Origin of the sequence: Paenibacillus riograndensis SBR5, assembly GCF_000981585.1 — a bacterium.
Lineage (GTDB): Bacteria > Bacillota > Bacilli > Paenibacillales > Paenibacillaceae > Paenibacillus_AQ > Paenibacillus_AQ riograndensis.
The window spans coordinates 2,057,793-2,076,078 of sequence record NZ_LN831776.1 but is presented as its reverse complement, the minus strand read 5'-3'; the positions used below and the strand labels follow the sequence as shown (position 1 = coordinate 2,076,078).

General features: G+C 51.2%; 7 protein-coding genes. All 7 read right to left on the bottom strand.

Going from position 1 to position 18,286, the window contains the following annotated elements; genetic code table 11:
- Positions 1–11: 11 nt before the first annotated feature.
- On the bottom strand, positions 12–668 hold the full coding sequence (locus PRIO_RS08630) for an HAD family hydrolase (protein WP_020431289.1): 657 nt from the start codon (positions 666–668) through the stop codon (positions 12–14).
- Entirely contained in the window at positions 661–9,069 is an 8,409-nt protein-coding gene (locus PRIO_RS08625; RefSeq protein ID WP_046501891.1) for a type I polyketide synthase, read from the bottom strand. Before PRIO_RS08625 ends, PRIO_RS08630 begins: the two co-directional genes overlap by 8 nt.
- Positions 9,070–9,145: 76 nt before the next feature.
- Positions 9,146–9,868, bottom strand: a complete 723-nt coding sequence (locus PRIO_RS08620; protein ID WP_020431291.1) for a thioesterase II family protein — start codon at positions 9,866–9,868, stop codon at positions 9,146–9,148.
- Between the two features lie 299 nt (positions 9,869–10,167).
- Positions 10,168–10,470, bottom strand: coding sequence for a phosphopantetheine-binding protein (locus PRIO_RS08615; protein WP_020431292.1), 303 nt, complete (start codon positions 10,468–10,470; stop codon positions 10,168–10,170).
- Between the two features lie 66 nt (positions 10,471–10,536).
- Entirely contained in the window at positions 10,537–11,565 is a 1,029-nt protein-coding gene (locus PRIO_RS08610) for a hypothetical protein (protein WP_020431293.1), read from the bottom strand.
- 33 nt (positions 11,566–11,598) lie between these two features.
- A complete protein-coding gene (locus tag PRIO_RS08605) occupies positions 11,599–14,028 on the bottom strand; it encodes an excinuclease ABC subunit UvrA (RefSeq protein ID WP_046501888.1) in 2,430 nt (809 codons plus the stop codon).
- Complete coding sequence (locus PRIO_RS08600) at positions 14,028–18,284, bottom strand: beta-ketoacyl synthase N-terminal-like domain-containing protein (protein ID WP_039790550.1); 4,257 nt, start codon at positions 18,282–18,284, stop codon at positions 14,028–14,030. Before PRIO_RS08600 ends, PRIO_RS08605 begins: the two co-directional genes overlap by 1 nt.
- Between the last annotated feature and the right edge of the window lie 2 nt (positions 18,285–18,286).

Genomic DNA, 18,286 nt, shown 5'->3' with positions numbered 1-18,286 from the left:
CCTCCCGCTGCTTATAATGAAACTTCGGTGTGCAGAAAAAGAGCCTGCAGCCCATGGCGCAGTTCCTCCACGTTATACGCGACATAACTGGGGGCTTCCTGCCGGAGAATTTCTACCGGATTATGTCCCCAGGCAACGGCTATGCTTCTCATCTTCGCCTCACGCGCACAAATGATATCGTTCTTGCCATCGCCCACAAAAACCGAATGCTCCACTGTCGTATGCAATTGATCGATCGTACACAGCAGGCTCTCCGGGTGCGGTTTGGGGTGGGTGACATCATCGGAACAAACCACTGCATCAAAATAGCCGGCCAGTCCGTGTTCTCCCAGCGTGAGCAGAGTCCGGGGGCGGTCCTTTCCCGTGCAAAGGCCGCAGAGCCAGCCCGCATCCTTGATGTATCGGAGCAGTTCCTCCATGCCGTCTATGATTTGAATCAGATGAATATTTTCTCTGGCAATCCTCCGGTAATGCTCGGTCATGTCAAGCGACAGGCCCATCTTGGTAAAAATGTTGGGGATGGAATCCCCGCTGTGCCCAAGGAATTCCTCAAAAGAGGGGAGCGGACCATCGGAAACCAGCCGGAAGCTCTCAAAAAAGGCTTTACGCTGTACTTCCAGTGAATCAATAATTACTCCATCGAAGTCAAATACTACTGCGTTATTCATTATTCAGCTCCCCTTTTCTGCGGTTTCCCATCAGGCTTCTTCTCAGCTCCCCGCGCTGCTTGCTTTGGTTCAGGTAATCATTGTGATTATGCTTGTCTTTTAAGAACGTAGCCAACGAGCTTATAGTAGGATATTTAAAAAGATCCCCCATCTCAACGGTTAGCTTAAGCTCCTTCTCCAGATTGTTCTGGACCTGCATGAGCAGCAGGGAATGGCCGCCGATTTCAAAAAAGCCGTCATCTACCCCGATATGCTGGATGCCCAGTACCTCTCCCCACAGCCTGGCCAGCATGTTCTCCATCTCATTGCGGGGAGGCACATATTCATGCCGGAGGTCATTGGACGGAATGGCATCCGGCGCCGGCAAGGCGTTGCGGTCCACTTTATTCGGACCGGTCATGGGAAAGAACTTCAGCTCTATCCAATAACGGGGGATCAGATAGGCAGGCAGCTGTTCCCGCAGCAACCGGATAATGTCCTTCTCTGCGGCCGGTTCCTTCAGAACGTAATAGGCGGCAATGGCCTGCTCCCCCTCGTGATCCAACGTCGCTGTGACAATACTTTGCTGAATAAAGGGGATGTGATCGAGCGTGCTTTCGATTTCGTTCAGATCAACTCTGTAGCCCCTGATCTTCAGTTGGGCATCATTTCTCCCGTGATATTCCAGACAGCCATTGGGCAGCAGCCGGCCATAATCACCGCTCCGGTACAGCCTTTTCGCTCCGCTGTCTGGACCGGAAGCAAACACCCTCTCCGTAACCCCGGCCTGATTCCAATAACCAGGGGAGAGATATTCGCTTTGATAGACGAGCTGCCCGACTTCGAATATTCCGGCCTCCCTGCCACTCTCACCGACAATCCGTACATCAATGCCATCGACCGCGTACCCGGCCGGAAGCCTGGCATGGTTCACTTCACTTCCCTTATCCAGCGTGTAAAAGGAAATCACCATCAATTCCGAACACCCCAGAAAGTTAACAAACAGGCAGTGTTCGGCGCAGTTCTTCTTGTACAGCTCAAAATCCGCTCTGGTAACCACTTCTCCGCCCAATAAAACCATCCGAAGCGAGGGCAGCTTGACATCTCCGGGCAGATTCTTCATTAAAAACCGGAAGACGGATGGAACAGAGTGATAGAGGGTAATCCCTTCGGAGTTCAACCAGCTGCTGAGTCTCTGTATACTTGCGTCCAGTTTAAGATCGCATAAATGCAGCGTTGCCCCGTTCAGCAGGCTTGCCAATATATCCAGAATGCCGATGGCATGGCTGTAGGTGGTTAACAGGGCCATCCGGTCTTGATGATTGACAGCTAAGGAATGCGTAAACTGGGCAATGTAAAAGGCGATGTTTCTGTACGATTGGACTACCCCCTTCGGTATCCCCGAGGAGCCTGACGTGTACAGGATAAAGGCCGTTTGATCACCATCCGGGCAAACAGAGGGATTCTCCGCAGAGACACCGCTTAATCCCTCTGCCGTATTGACAATCGTTACTTTGGCATGGACTCTTTCCGCCAGTTCACGGGCAATGGACTCATTCTCAGAATCAGTGAGGATGAGGGTTGCCTGTGCATCATTGACCATATGAATCAGGCGCTGCAACGGAGCGCTGCGGTCCAGCGGCACAAAAGGAATTCCTGCTTTGATTGCCCCTGCCAGCGCCGCAACCATTTCAATCGTATTTCCGAACAGTAAGGCTACCGGGCGCTCTACACTTTCCTGTTCTTTCAGCTCCCATATACGGCGGGCGATCCGGTTGGCTTGTTCGTTAAGCTGGCGGTAATTCAATGATTCTTCACGGTATTTGACAGCAGTATGGGCCGGGTATGCAGCAACCTGCTTTTCGAACCGCTGTACCAGATTCTCTGCCGGATCGTTGTAATGGAAGGCTTGGAATCGGACAGGTGGTGAAACATTGCCTCCCGCTGGCGGGATGTCGTTCTGCCTGAATACCGGCAGCTCTCCTATTGTCCTGCCGGCCTGCTCTGGAATAGCCTCAATCAATCTGCGATATTCCTCAAAGATGTACTGCACGGTTTCCCGCTTGAACAAATCCGTCCGATAGAAGCACTCCACGTAAATCCCGGAAGGAACTTCATATAAATGAATATTCAGATCCGCTTTCGTCGTTTTGGATGTCATGGGATACGGCGACAGCTTCATGTCATGCAGATAGCTTGCTTCCGTCTCCGTCTGATTTTTCATGCTCTGATAATTGAAAATCGTGTCATAGAGAAAGGTCCGGCCCGGGTCCCGTTTATAGTCCAGCTGGTCCACAATCATTTCAATCTGAAAATCCTGATTTTCCAAGGCTTCCAGCAGGCTTGCCCGTACTTCCTGTAAAAAGGCGAGGAACGGCTTGTCCCTCTCCGGTTGATTCCGCAGCACCAGCGAATTGACAAACATGCCTACCATTTCTTGTACGTCTTCGTGATTGCGCCCGGCCTGTGGAATGCCTATCAGAATATCGGATTCTCCACTGAGCCGTGCGAGCAATGCATAGTACGCAGCCAGCATGGTCATAAACCAGGTCACCTGCTGCTCCTGGGAAAACTTTTTGATGCGCTCACTGGACGGGCGGTCAAGCTCCAACGTGATCCTGCCGCCTTGAAAGCTCAGGGCAGCCGGACGCGGATAGTCTGTCGGCAGCGTCAAGACAGGCAGCGGCCCCGCCAGCTTTTCCAGCCAGTAGGTCTCTTTGCTCCGATAGGCTTCGGAAGTAATGAATCCTTGCTGCCACTCGGCATAATCCTTATATTGAATGGCTAATGGCGGCAGGATCTTCCCCATATACAGATCAGCAAAATCGTTGACCAGCAGATTGACCGACGTGCCGTCTGCAATGATATGGTGCATATCGACGACGAGGATGCTTTGCTGCTCCCCGGCTTGGAGTAAGCCGACGCGGATAAGCGGTGCCCGGGCAAGGTCAAACGGCTGAATAAACCTTTCCACAGCTTCTTCAATCCCCTGCTCTTTCACCGCCGTCCGGATCAGCTTAAAGTCAACATGAGGGTGGATGATTTGAACGATCTCGCCATTTTCAGCCCGGAAGGAAGTCCGCAAGCTTTCATGACGGTTGATAATTTGGGCAAAAACCTCCTCAATTCGCCCGGCATTGATGTTCCCTTCCAGCAAGACGGAAGTGGATTCATTGTATCCAACCGTATCCGGCATAAGTCCCTGCAGGAAAAAGATCCGTTTTTGCGCCAATGAGGTCGGGTAGTGGCTTTTGGGGTTCACTGGAGCAATCTGCCGTTCATTGGCGCGGCTGGCGTTCCGGATGAACCGGGCAACACTCTTAATCGTTTTATTCTGAAAAAAGTCTGTCAGGGTCAGGTTGCAGTCGAATTGCTTTCTAATGCTGGATATTACATGAATGGCTTTGAGCGAATCTCCGCTCAATTCAAAAAAGTCATCCTCGATACCGATGGGCTGAAATCCAAGATGATTTTCATAGATCGCACACAATTTTTTCTCGGTATCCGTTCCGGCAGGAACATAAGCCACCGGCAGCTCGGGCCGTTTCCCCTGGGACTTTCGGGTCACCGGCTCCGGGCCGTTCTTGCCCGGCTGACCGGTGCTCTTATCCCCGCGCAGCCGTGTTTCCAGCGGTGCCGCGGATACGATGATCGTGGCAGCTTCCGCCGCAAGCGCCCGGCCGAATATGTCCCGCCCTTGCTCCGGCAGGATTCCTGTTACGGCAGCTGCATTCCCGGCCGGGGACGGGGCCAGCAAATGATCTATATCGATGGCAGCATGCTGCGGTTTCCCGTGATTGGTGCTGATCCGGCTCGTCAGCGTATCAGATACGGCTACCATGGTGTAATTCCTGATATCCATAATGACGCTGCCATGTTCATCCATGATCTGAATATCAAAGCTGGCCAGTTCCTCTTGAGGCAAGGAGCTGTCATGGTACCTGCTGTAGCTGTATACCCGGCTCGTCAACTCCCCATAGACGGCAAGAGATTCATAGGACAACGGAATATACAGATTGGTTTGGTTGATGAAGCCAAGTAAAAAGCTTGTTGCGGAATCCAGCAGTCCGGGATGCAGATGATAGTCTTCCAGATCACCCTGATATTCCTCCGGAAGCTCAATGATAGCCAGGCCTTCCTGGTTGCCAGCCATGACCTGGCGAATATTGCGCCATCTTTTTCCAAAGCTCAGATGGCCCCCATGCTTGTGATTATCAGCCTCTGTATATATGGCGTTCTGCTGGCTGCAGCGGGCCTTCAACCGTTCAAGATCAACGGTGTTGTCCTGCGGCTCAACGGAACCCATCCGCCCCGTAACATGCGGCACCCATGAAGCTTCCTCCGGAAGACGGCCATACATTGTAAACTCATTGTCCTTGGTGAGGATAAGCACGATTTCCTTCTCTTCTTCCGCTTGAACCAGGATAGGCGTGTGAAACTGTACATTGCGTAGGAGGAAAGGCTTCTTCAGCCTGGTGCTTTCAACAGCCTCCCGAACCATTTCCAGTACAGCAGTACCTGATAATACGCCGTATTCCTCCGTGCGGTGATCCTGCAGCACCCAATGCTTACGCAGGCTAAGCTTCGAGTGGAAGATGTCCCTCTCTCTCAAATGAAGGCAGGAATCGAACAACGGATGGGCAAGCTCTTTCCGGGGAGCCGGAGCTGTCCCTGCATTTACCGCCATCCCGACATCCTTCCACACATCCCATTTGATGCTGGTTATCCGGTGTTTGCCAAAGCGGTTCCAATATTCTGCGTATGCATCAACAAAGGCATTGGCCGCGTTATAATCGGACTGACCGATAATCGGAAACAGTGTGCTGACCGAAGAGCATACCGCAAAGAAATCCAATGGATGATCCTGAAGGATTTGATTCAAATGCATGCAGCCCAGCGCTTTGGTCAGGATGACCGGGTCTGCGGTCTCCTTATTCTGCTGCTGAATAAAGCCGCCGCCAGGAAGCCCTGCGGCATGGATGACGCCTTGGATGCGCCCAATCTCCTGCTCGACCTGCTGAATGGTATCGGCAAGACGATTGAAGTCAGAGACATCTGATTGATATACGTATACCTGTGTTCCCCTTTGTTCCATTGCCTGAATTCTTCTGATTTTTTCCGAGACAGGATCATGTTTGGCCTGTTCACGAAGCCAGCTTTCCCACTGGCTTCGCGCCGGAAACGCTGAACGGACAAGGAGGACGAGGCTGGCATTGCAATTGCGGGATAGATATTCGGCCAGTTCTATTCCGATGCCGCCGCTTCCCCCTGTGATCAAATAAACCCCTTGGTCGGAAAGCACAGGCATGGTGTCCGGGCCCGGTTCAAGAGGTTCGTACATGGGCAGCCATTTGGAATTTCCGCGTATAGCGACAATCTCGTCCCGGCTGCTCTCCGCTTCCCGGAAAAGGATGTCGGCGGCTGCGGACAAGCGGAGCTGTTCTTGATCCGCAATCTCAATGAGCTGGCACTGCAGGCCCGGAAACTCCAGGGGAATTCCGCGAATAAGTCCCAGAAGTGTCGCATTCCACGGGTTTATTTCTTCATTGCCCAGCACATCAAAAAGATGATTCGTGACCACGTTCAGTTGAAGCATTCCGTTAGCACTGCACTCATCTATAGCTTGAACGAGAGACAATAATCCATAATAAGTTTCTTGCAGCATAAGATCTTCCTGGCCGTGATCCCATGACTCCATGCCATGATCGTTTAGCGCAAAATAGAGGATATTCTGGGGGAACGCCTTTGTTTGCTTTTGATACGCTTGAATCATTTGGCAGTAGGCGTGTTTACTGCTGTTCTCCAGTTGAATTGTGGCGCCGCCAGCCGTAACAGGGCTGCAGGCTTTTGCCACAAAAACCGGATGGTCAAAGTACCGGCTGCATATTTCGATGGTGCGCTCATCCAAGGCGACATCGTGAACAATAATCGCTGAGGGCTTGGTCCCCTTCCTGCTTTTCACGCTGGAAAGCGCCGCTTTCTTCCAGGTGGCTGTATAGCAGCAATCCGCCGCAGATTTCTGTTGGCCGGTCTGTCCTTTTACCTGCTGCAGCAAGGATTGTCCCAGCTGTGCCGGGTCTTCGTCAAGAAAATAGCGGTTTCGCTCAAACGGATAGGCGGGCAGCGGAATCCGGCCCTTATTCCCTGCCTTCTCAAGGGCTTCCCAGCGAATGCCCAGCCCTGCGCTCCATAGTCTCCCTATCCATTGCTGAAAACACCCGTCCTCACTAATACCGTCCGCACCTGGATTGAAGGAAATCAGCTTAGAGCGGGGTTCATCCATTGCTTTCATTAGCTCGTGTACTTCTGTTCCTATATAAGCAACAAGGGTTTTGGGGGTGTTCACGAGGTTCACCATCCCCGTCGTTAACGAAAAAGAAGAGTTCCGGACGTTACTCCAAAAATCCGGTTCCTTCAGCTCTTCCAGCGACAGCTTGCCGCCGCTTGCCGCCGAAAACATCGGGACACGGGGGTTATGAATCGGATAATCTGCGATGGCTGTGCTCTCTCTGTCCATGCATGCAGTGAACGAGTGATGAAGTGCTACAGCCTCTGTCACAGCGGCAGCTGCAAGGCTGCCCCGCTTGATGCCAAGCAGCCCCAAAGGTTTATGGTTACATTGCAGCATGATGCTTACCACAGCATAGCCGAATAGAAAATGAATAGCCTCACGCTGCAGCTGATTTTTTTCACCCCGGAGAAACAGTGTGCGGAAGTCTATCCCGCTGTGAGCTCCCAATTTGCCCATAGCTGTGTCTGCCGCCTGGCGGAACACCGGATGGCTCTCATATAAGGAGATCGCCTGTTGAACGGCCTGGATATTACCATCGATATCCGGCAAGACGTAAAGAACAGCGTATTCGCTTTTATCCACTGACTGGACGGTAACGTTCTTGTCCTCAAGCTTGCTTGCCAGTTCCTGATGACTGCTCGCAACAATATAAGCACGGTTTGGCATAGCCCTTCTCCCCGCTTGCAGCGTATAGGCGGCATCGGACAGACTCAGATGGGGACTGCTTTTCAAGTGCTGCTTGAAGCGGCTGATTTGCTCCTGAACGGCGGTTGGGGTCTTGGCAGAGAATACAAACAACCGGGGAACCTTCTCCTCAGTTGCTGGTTCTAATGACGGAGGCTCTTCAAGAATGACATGGGCATTGGTCCCGCCGATGCCAAAAGAGCTTACGGCGGCCCGGAGCGCCGTGCCCGCAGTTGTCCAATCAGCCAATGCATTATTTACATAAAAGGGGGTATCCTCAAACTCAATTTTGGGATTCGGGTTGTTGAAGTTAATCGTGGGAGGAATCTGCCTGTGCTCAATCGACAGAATCGTTTTGATCAAGCCTGCAATCCCTGCCGCTTCATTCAGATGGCCGATATTCGACTTTACAGAGCCGATGGCGCAATATGCTTTATGGCCAGTGCCATAAGCCCGTTTCAGTGCTTCGATCTCGATGGAATCCCCTATCTTCGTGCCCGTGCCGTGGGCTTCCACCATAGTAATCGATTCGGCCTCCACTTCAGCCATTTGCAGTGCCGCTTCAATCACTTCCCTTTGTCCGTTGATGCTCGGCGCGGAGAACCCCGCTTTCCGGTTGCCGTCGTTATTGACGGCCGACCCTTTAATCACGGCGTAAATATGATCGCGGTCCTGAATGGCATCCTGCAGGGTTTTCAGAACTACAACCCCTGCTCCATCGCTGATAAGCGTTCCCTGTGAAGCGGCATCAAAGGTGCGGCAATGGCCGTCCGCTGAATAGATCAGGTCCTCGACATAGTAATACCCCTTCTTGGAAGGGAGCGACAGGTGCACACCGCCCGCCAATGCGATGTTGCATTCACCGTTCAGCAAGGCCTGGCTCGCCAGATGGACAGCAACCAGCGAAGTGGAGCACGCCGACAGAACGGTCACGCTTGGCCCCCTCAGTCTTAATTTATAGGAGACCGACGTACATAAATATTCACGGAAGCTCATGTTAAACGTAGGGTGTTCGTCAGCCAGAAGCTGGCGAAGCTGCCAGTTGGCATTTTCGGTGCTGCCCGCGTACAGCCCGATTTGCCCCTTGTATGTATCAGGATTATACCCGGCATTGTCTAAAGCATTCATCACACATTCATGAAAGATTCTGACTTGAGGGTCCAGTACCGTCGCTTCAAACGGCGTGTAGTCAAAAAAGGAGGCATCAAAATATTCAATGTCTTCCAGAATGCCTCTTGCCTTCACATAATTCGGATCGTTGCATAGAGCCGGATCGATGCCGGATTGAATCATTTCCTCATCGGAAAAAAATTGAATCCCTTCAACTCCGTGCTTGAGGTTATTCCAAAATTGCCCGGCGTCAGCAGCCTGCGGAAATTTACAATCCAGGCCGATGACGGCAATTTCTAATCCGGTATACATTTGCCCACTGTTTTGATAACTCATAGTAACCCCCAGTTCCTTTCCTATAACAAATAACCCTTCACCATATACAGGCGAGGGTTATTTATGCTGGCACATTCTATGCAATTAGTGTTCTGTTAATGAGGTCGATGACCTTCTTCTCTTCCTCGTTGATGAAGAAGTGCCCGCCCTGAAACGTAACGATCGAGCAGGATTGGGTCGTGTACTCATTCCACTGCCGGATATCACCCATGCTTGTGATCTCATCCTCATCACCGACAAGAACGGTAATATCCATATCCCATTTCTCTTGGGGGGCTTCAGTGATATAGCTCTCTACATTCTTGTAGTCAGACCTTAGGACTGGTGTGAAAATTTCCATCAGTTCTTTGTTCTCCGAAACCTGCTTCGGAGTTCCGCCAAGCCTGATGACTTCCTGCCAGAATTCATCATCCGGCAAATGATGTATCTTCTTCTTATCTTGAATATGGGGCGGGTGCATGCCGGACAGAAAAAGATGCCGCGGTTTTTCCCAGCCGTTGGCCTGAATTTGTTTCATCAGTTCACATATATATAACGTCCCCATGCTGTGTCCAAATAAGGAGTAGCCTTTGTCGCCTATTTGATCCATAATCGCAGTCGAGATATCCATCACCCCGTCATGCAGCGAAGGATAAAATGGTTCTACAAACCTTCTTCCCCTCCCGGCCAGCTCTACGGGAATCAGTTCAATTCTTGAGTCCAGCTCTCGTTTCCACTTTGTAAATACGGTAGCAGAACCACCTGCGTACGGCAAACAAAACAACTTCATCCCATCCAAAGAACCGTTGCTCGTGCCCACTGCGTATTCTCCTTTTTAGACAACGTCTTCAGAGGCATAGCTTCGCCATTTCGTGTATCATGCATCATACACTACTACTCTACCATTTATGGCCCCTGCGTCATTCTAAAGTGCCTAAGCTTCAATAGAACAGTCTGGTTATTTTTGTGAGAATAAAGCAAAAACCTCCCCTATAACTCTACTGTTGTCAGGACAGGTTTTACCACTATGAGTATCTTTATCTATCCAAAAAATTGTCGACTTGGAACCCTTAACCAACATATTATCGTACGCCTATACCCTTGTCAAGAAATTGCAGGTTACGACGCTTTATTCACTTCCCGCTCAATATAAGCAACCAGATCTTGCAGTGAATGGAATAATTGAATGTCCAGCATGTCATCCTCAAATTGAATTTGAAACGTATTTTCGATCTCAACCACTAACCGGATGAACCCCAGTGAGTTAATTCCTGCCTCCTGCAGGCTGATTTGCTCCCTGGAAAAATCAATTCCGTTAGTCTGCACAACTGCATCGCCAGTTGCATCACCGGCTGCCACCGCTTGCATCTGTTTGAGATAAATTTGCACCAATTGGGCTTCAATTTCATTTTTGGTTATCACGCTTAGAATCACTCCCCTTTTGGATTTTACCTACAGCCCTTGAGCGGGATGGATCATGACAATGGCTTAGAAGGAGTACACTTTGTTTGGAGACAGGTGATCCAATAGCTTTTCCATGAACAGCTTTTCCTTGGATGCTATTTCTTCCAGATACCCCATGATTCTGACAAGCGATTGCGGAGTATTGTGCAAATAATATTTCAGCATCAAGTTTCGCGCGTTTAAGGCCAGCCGTTCCAGTTCCATGGCAGAAGCAAGCACATCATCAGAAGAAATAAGCGGTTGTGAAAGCCCTTGCATGTATCTGATGCGGGCTGTCATCAAGCTCTTATGCTCCCACAAGCTGTGAATATGCCTGACGTCGAAGCCGGTGTGCCCATTCAGCAATTGCTCAAAATAGTGCAGCAGAGAGGCATAGGTCTTCAACCCGTAATCACAATGATTCCAAGGGGAGGCAACCATCCGGAATCGGGCAGATGTATTTCTGGAGAGCAGGTAATCTTCAAGCGTTTCCTGAACCAGGGCCAGATCAAAATCATATTGTCCTGATTCATTCCATTTATACAGAAAGATCCGGTCGCACACCGCCTGATGATCGATAACGTCAATGTTGTGATACGCCTGCTCAAAGTCGGTAAACCGTACGCTGGTGGAAGCAAAGGTATGCTTGTCTGTAAAGCCCATAAGCTGAAAGGTCTGCTCCTGCATATCATATCCGTGGACCAATACATCATGGGAAAGATGGCTTTTGCGGTAAACTTCCCGTTCCGGGATAAAAAACTCGTCTACGTTCAGATTACAATACATGCCGTCATCGAGACAGTCCCGGATAAATTCAACAATATTCCGCTTGATGATGCCCATTGTGCCTCTTTGCAGGCGTTCGACATGCAGCCATGGATTTAAGGTATGGTCGTGAATGTAAAAAGTAAAGGGGATGGGCGGATCAGGTCTTTTGTCATAACACACTTGTATATAGTTGCTGTAGAACCAAGGCAGACTTTTGTCGTGTGCAAGCACGATGCTAAGCGGAAAAGCAAAAAACTGGTATCCCCAAATAGGCGGCTGTACCACCGGTAAAAGCACTTTCTTCATTCCATACTTCCCCTTTCAGTTTCGAATGAGAGGCTATTCCAAAAACGGGCCAATCATCGAGCCGGCATGCTTTTTCACTTCTTCAGGTGTTCCGGTGGCAACAATCTCCCCTCCCTTGTGTCCTGCGCCCGGCCCTAACTCGATGAGATAATCACAATAGGAAAGAACATACGGGTCGTGTTCGATAAGAATGACGGAATGCTTGCCGGCTACCAGTTTGCTTAATATCATCAGCAATTTTTCGGCATCGTAGTAGCTGAGCCCGACAGTAGGTTCATCCAAGATATACAGATAGTTGACTTTTCCGCTTTTCCCGAGCTCTCTGGCAAGCTTTAAGCGCTGCACTTCTCCTCCGCTCAGTGTTGTGAGGCTTTGACCCAAATGAATGTAGCCCATGCCCATCTCTTCAATCGCAGTGAGCAGGCTGCTGATCTTGGGCTGGTCCTGAAAAAATGCCTGAGCTTCCGTAACAGACATCGCAAGGATATCAGCAATACTGCGCTGCTTGTACTTCACCCGCAGTACCTCATCCTTAAAGCGTTTGCCTTGGCAGGACGGGCATTCCTCACTAAACACAAGCTGGCTCAGCCATCTCTTGATGTGCCCGTACCCATTGCACATCGGGCATGAGCCCATGGAGTTAAAGGAAAAATGCCCTTTCGTAAATTGCTGCGCCGCCGCCTCTTCCTGGGTGGAGAAAATATGGCGGACCGGCTCCCAGACCCCCAGAAAGGTAGCCACAATCGAATTTTCATGCCTCCGGGCCAACTGCTGGGTGACGACGACAAATCCGTCTATATTCCCGGCGCCTTCCAGCTCCGCCTCTGCGCTGGCCTGAACGGTGTCATTTTCGGTCTCGGTTTCAGTTTCGGCTTCGTCCGCCCGCTTGTTTCCCGGTGCCCGCGCCTTCAATGCGGCCTGCAGCTTAGGGATCAATGTATCGATCATCAGGGAGCTTTTTCCGCTGCCGGACAAACCGCATATTCCTACGATAGACTGCAGCGGGATATCCACGTTAATATTCTTCAGGTTATTGGTTTGGGCATTTCTGATGGAAAGCCTGGGCGTGGAGGCATCCGCTGCAACCGTGTATTCTTTGGGCGGCATCGGTTTGTGCAGCAGATACTTGGCCGTTATGGATTCAGCGGAATCAAGAAAGCGGGCATAGTCCCCTTGATAGACGATAGTTCCGCCCTGCTCACCCGCTTTGGGACCAAAATCAATGATGTATTCAGCCTGCCGGATCACACTTTCGTCATGTTCTACAACAATTACCGTATTTCCTTGTTCCTTCAAGCTTTGAAAGCTTTCGATAATCTTAGCCTTCTCCACTTCATGCAGGCCGGCCGTCGGTTCATCAAAGATATAAATGATCGAATCCACTTTGGCCGAAAGATGGGACATGATATGCAGTCTCTGGATTTCCCCGCCGCTAAGAGACGGGATCTCCCTGTACAGATTAAGGTAAGATAAGCCAACAGTCTCCATACAGGCCAGCTTGCCGAGAATCTCCTTGATCAAATGCATCACAAAAGCAGTGTGCGGCCTTACGTCCAGGTAATCCTGAAAAAACGCTGTAAGCCCGAGCACATCCATCCGGCAAAGCTGGCCAATATGCTTATTCTCCAATGTGACGGATAGCGCTTTTTCCCCAAGCCGGTACCCGTGGCATCTTGTACATGGCCGGGTAATATGGAGATCAGGAAACTGCTGCAGATTCACTTTTTTTAGCTTCTCTTCAATAACTACATTCACGCCATAAAAGATAAGGTTCCCTTTGCTTTGCGTCCGTTTGGGCCGGTAATGCATAAAAACGTCCCGGGCCTCTCCGGATAACTCGGAAACCGGCGTCTCCGGCGCGAGATTATAGAATTGGATAAAGTTAGCAAACCTTTTCGTGACATATTCCTTTTCTTCTTTTTTGTGTTGCGGAAACTCATAGGCGAACTGATGCCATGCTTCGATCGATTCGCTGTCAGGGGGCAGAATTTTGGCAATATTCACCTCAGTGATCGTTCCTCTTCCGCTGCAGGCCGGGCAGGACCCATGAGGGGAGTTAAACATAAACATTCCGGGGACATCCCCCCGCAAGGAAGCCTCTGTCTGTTCGCTCCCCTTCTCCACCCCTTCGTTCACATAGATCAGCGCCATCAGGTTCAGGAGCCGGGTGGCTGTCCCTACAACCGACCTTGGGTTCAGGTTGCTCACGGTTCTCTGCTGTACGGCAATCGTCGGACTAAGCCCCTGAATCATATCAAACGAGTCATAGTGCAGGACGTCATGGGAAATGCCTAAGGCTTCCAGATACAGCCGCTGCCCTTCATGATGGAGCGTATCAAAGATAAAGCTGGATTTCCCCGATCCGCTTATGCCCGTTACAACAATAAGCTGTTGCTTCGGAATTTTCGTTGTGATGTTTTTGAGATTATGCAATTTGGCATTATAGACTTCAATATGTTTCATTACAAATGTCCTTTCTGCTCTCCCTCTGGATGGACTAACTCCCCCAGTGTTGACACACGGGGAATCTTGGCTAGCTGCTGCCGGATATCCAACAGCAGGTTAGCGATATGGTCATGATCATACACACTGCGGTTGTATTCGATCCGGAGCGTAAACCGCTCTTCACCCGGATTGACAAACAGACGCAGGGGAAGCTGCAATTGTCCCATGCTCTCTGCCTGAAGCAGGTTCTGCCCGCTTCCGCTCTGTGCCTGGTTCACATGAAACGGAAAATTGGTGTAGACCAGGCTCCGTGTGTTGGCCACCCTCTGTAAATAGTCGACGGGAAGCCCGGACCACTGGCTGATCTGCTGTAACGTAACATGCTCGTAGCGTCTGAGCTTCAGTAATTTTTTTTGCAGCGCCTGAAACCAGTCCAGGACACGCTCCGCAGGAGCGTACGTCAAGCGGACAGGCAGGCTGTTCGTAAACAATCCCACCATGGTATCCATATGCTCCACCTCCGGGACTCTTCCGGAAGTAATCATTCCGAGCATGAGGTCATGCTTCTTGAGCAACCGGGCAAGCACCAGACCCCACACGCCGAGAAACAGCGTATTCATCGTGATCTGTCCTTTCCGGGCATAATCTCTTGCCGCCTGCAGATCACCGGGAGGAATATCCGCACTCTGAAAAGCGCCTTCGTAGTTCAGAGAGGTCATGTCGTCCGCTAACTCCGGCTGCGTTTCCATGCTGAAACCCTTCATTTCTGCTGTCCAGCACTGCTTCGCTTCCCCGATATCCTTTGTTTTTTGCCATTGCATATAGGTTAGATAAGGAGTGGGCGCGGTTTCGGGCAGAAGCTTCCGGGATTCGCTCTGTTCATAGCTGTCCCATACTTCCCGCAAAATAATATTCATACTCCAGCCGTCAAACAAAGAGTTCTGGTAGGACCAGACAAATTGGTAACAGGCCTCCCGGAGCTTCATAAGATGGAAACGCATTTGCGGAACCTCATCCACTTTAAAGCTTCTTTTGCTTTCAAGGGACAGGAACTCATCCAAACCGCGCTCCTGTCCTTCTTGGGAGAGTCCGGTCCAATCCAGCTCGTGGATGGTGATTTCAGCCTTTTTTTTGACAAACTGAACCGGATTGGAAATTCTTCTCCAGACAAAGCCTGTCCGCAGCAGGGTGTGGCGGTTCACCACCTTGTTCCAGGCGGACTGAAAACGGTCTCGTTGCAGCTCTTCGAAAATCTGAAACGAAAGCAGGCTCACCGTGCCTAAGCGGGCGTTAATGATATTGTGATTCAACACCAGAAGCTGCATAAATGACAGCGGATACACACTTTCGACTTCTTCGGCAGATAAAACCTCCGCCAACAGGTTCTGATCGGAGGTACCGACATCAAAATAATGAATGCCCGCCCGTTGTTCCGGCACAGGCTTTTCTTCTTGCAGGGAGGCCGCCGGCTGCTCCAGGATTTTATCCGATAATTGCTCTATCGTCGGGTATTCAAAGAGCAGATCTGAAGCAAACGCAATGTCAAAATCCTTCGCACGCGAGGCAAACTGGATCGCCGTTACAGAATCGCCCCCAATTTCGAAAAAGTCGTCCTGACTGCTGACCGGTTGTCTTCCTAGTAATTCCTCCAGGATGCTGCACAGTCTGGAGACGATGTACGCTTTACGTTTCTCGGGCACATCCGGGAATGATCCGGCCGGACTGGCGGAGAAGCTGGCAAGCAGCTCCTGAATTTGCTGCAGCTGAGACGAATCCAGCATATAGTTTGTGCTGCCAACCTGAACAAAATGGTCTCCCCGGCTCATTACCATTGCTGGCTCTTCGTGACGTTCACCTGCCTCAAGGCTGCCCTGCACACCAGCAACAGCTCTGTCAATCCAGTAAGTCTCTCTATCAAAAGCATAGGTCGGCAGCGGAATTTTTCTTGCCTGCCCGCCGGAGTGAACGTTCTTCCAGCAGATCTCAACGTTTGCCAGCCACAAATTCCCCAGGGATTCGAGAAGGCCCCTGTCAGCTGCTTCGTTGTCTGCTTCCCCGGGCAGGGAATCCAGCAATAAAGCGGTTGGATTTTTTTCCTGGATGATCAGGTCCAGCATATCCGGACGATGCTGCCCCGGACCGATTTTGAGATATACCGGATTTTGGAGTGCGGCAAGCTCTGACACGCAAGCCGGCAGATTGCTTGGGTGGTTCAAGACCTGTTTCCAATAGGCCAGGGAGGTTGCCTGCCCTTCTTCCATCCAGGTCTGCGATATATTGGACAGAACCGGGATGGCTGGTTGTCCCAGCACCATGCCTTCCGGAACCTCCCCCTGGAAGAACAATAATTTTAAGGCATCCTCACGTGAAAAAACATTCGCCAGGCAAGCGCCGACATATTCACCGATCCAGTCCCCGGCCACCGCTTGCGGGAAAACGCCCCAGTGCTGCCATAGCTGTGCCAGGGAATAACCAAATATGAAAGACAGAAGCGGTCCATAGGGCTCCTGGCTGGATGGGAACTCCGCTTGTCCTTGAACATTATCAGCTTCAGGGGATATCCGCTTTGTGAGATCAAGCTGAAACATCCGTTCCACCATATGAAAGCTTTCGTCCATTGTTTGCCGGAAGAAAGGCTCTTGCCTGTACAATTTTCGAACCATGGTTACGGGGGGAGCCTGTTCCAAAGAGATCAAGAAAACAACGGATTTCTCCTGCTTAGACGCCCGCTGGTCCGGGCAGATGATCCGCTGCTCTCCATGGTTGCCGCAAAGAAGAAAGCCCCGGTAGTCAAAATGCTCCCTTCCCGTCTGAAGGGTATAAGACACCCGCGCAAGATCGGCCTCCGGATTGGCTTTGAGGTATGCCAGCAGATTGTCAAGGTTGCGCTGCCGGGCCTGCTCCGTTTTTCCCGAGAACGGCAGCAGATAACCCGCCTGTCTGCCTGGTTCCGGACGGAAGTCCGGGGCTTGTTCGACAATGACATGGGCATTGGTGCCTCCGATGCCAAAAGAACTGACACCTGCCACCCTCTTCTGTCCACCCGCGGCCCAGGTCACCGGACCCTGATTCAGCCGGAACGGGCTGTCCTCCAACTCCAGCTGCTGATTCGGGCTCCGGAGGTGCAGGAGCGGCGGGATGAGATTCTGCTGGATGACCAGAACCGTTTTGATCAGGCCGGCGATGCCTGAGGCGGTGTTCAAATGCCCGATGCTGGACTTGACGGAACCAATGTAACACGCCTCTTCCTGAGCCCGGCTTTTGAACACTTCCTTAAGGGCCGCAATCTCTACCTGATCACCCAATTTGGTTCCGGTGCCGTGCGCCTCGATATATCCTATATCATGCGGCGTCACTCCGGCCACTTCCATAGCCTCCGAAATCACTTGTACCTGTCCGTCAAATCCCGGTGCCGTGAACCCGATCTTGCCCGCCCCGTCATTGCCGACGGCTGACCCGCTAATCACGGCATAGATATGATCCTTGTCCGCAATGGCTTCCTCCAGCCTTTTGAGCACTATCACACCAACCCCGTCGCCGAACACGGTTCCTTCCGCCTTTTCATCGAAGCAGCGGCAGTGTCCATCCGGCGATTCGATGCCGCCCGCTTTATAGAGGTATCCGCTCTTGTCTAAAAATTGAATGGAAACGCCCCCGGCCAGTGCCATATCGCACTCGCCATTCAACAAGCTTTGGCATGCGATATGCACACTCACGAGGGAGGAAGAGCAAGCGGTCTGTACGGCAAAACTGGGACCGGTCGCATTCAGTTTGTAAGAAACCCGGGTTGTGAGGAAGTCCTTGTCATTGGCTACCTCGATTTGCCGGTGGTCCAGGATCTGCAGCAGCTCAGGATGGCTCATAATATGGGTGATATATTTATTTGCACCTACCCCGGCGAATACGCCAACCGCCCCGTCGTATTGGGACAGGCTATGCCCGGCATCCTCGATTGCGGTCCAAGCGCACTCCAGAAACAGCCGCTGCTGCGGGTCCATGATTTCCGCTTCTCTTGGGGTGTATTGAAAAAAGGCGGCATCAAACCGCCCGATGTCTTGTAAACGGCCGGAAGCCGGTACATATTCGGGTTTCTCAAGCAAGGCCGGATTCACTCCCGCCTGCCGCAATTCCTCTTTGGAGAAGAATTGAATCCCTTCCGCACCTTGAACCAGGTTATGCCAGAATTCCCCGATATCCCCTGCTTGCGGGAACCTTCCAGCCATTCCGATGACTGCAACCTTCGAGTTAAGACTAAGATCATTTTCCATGGTCATGT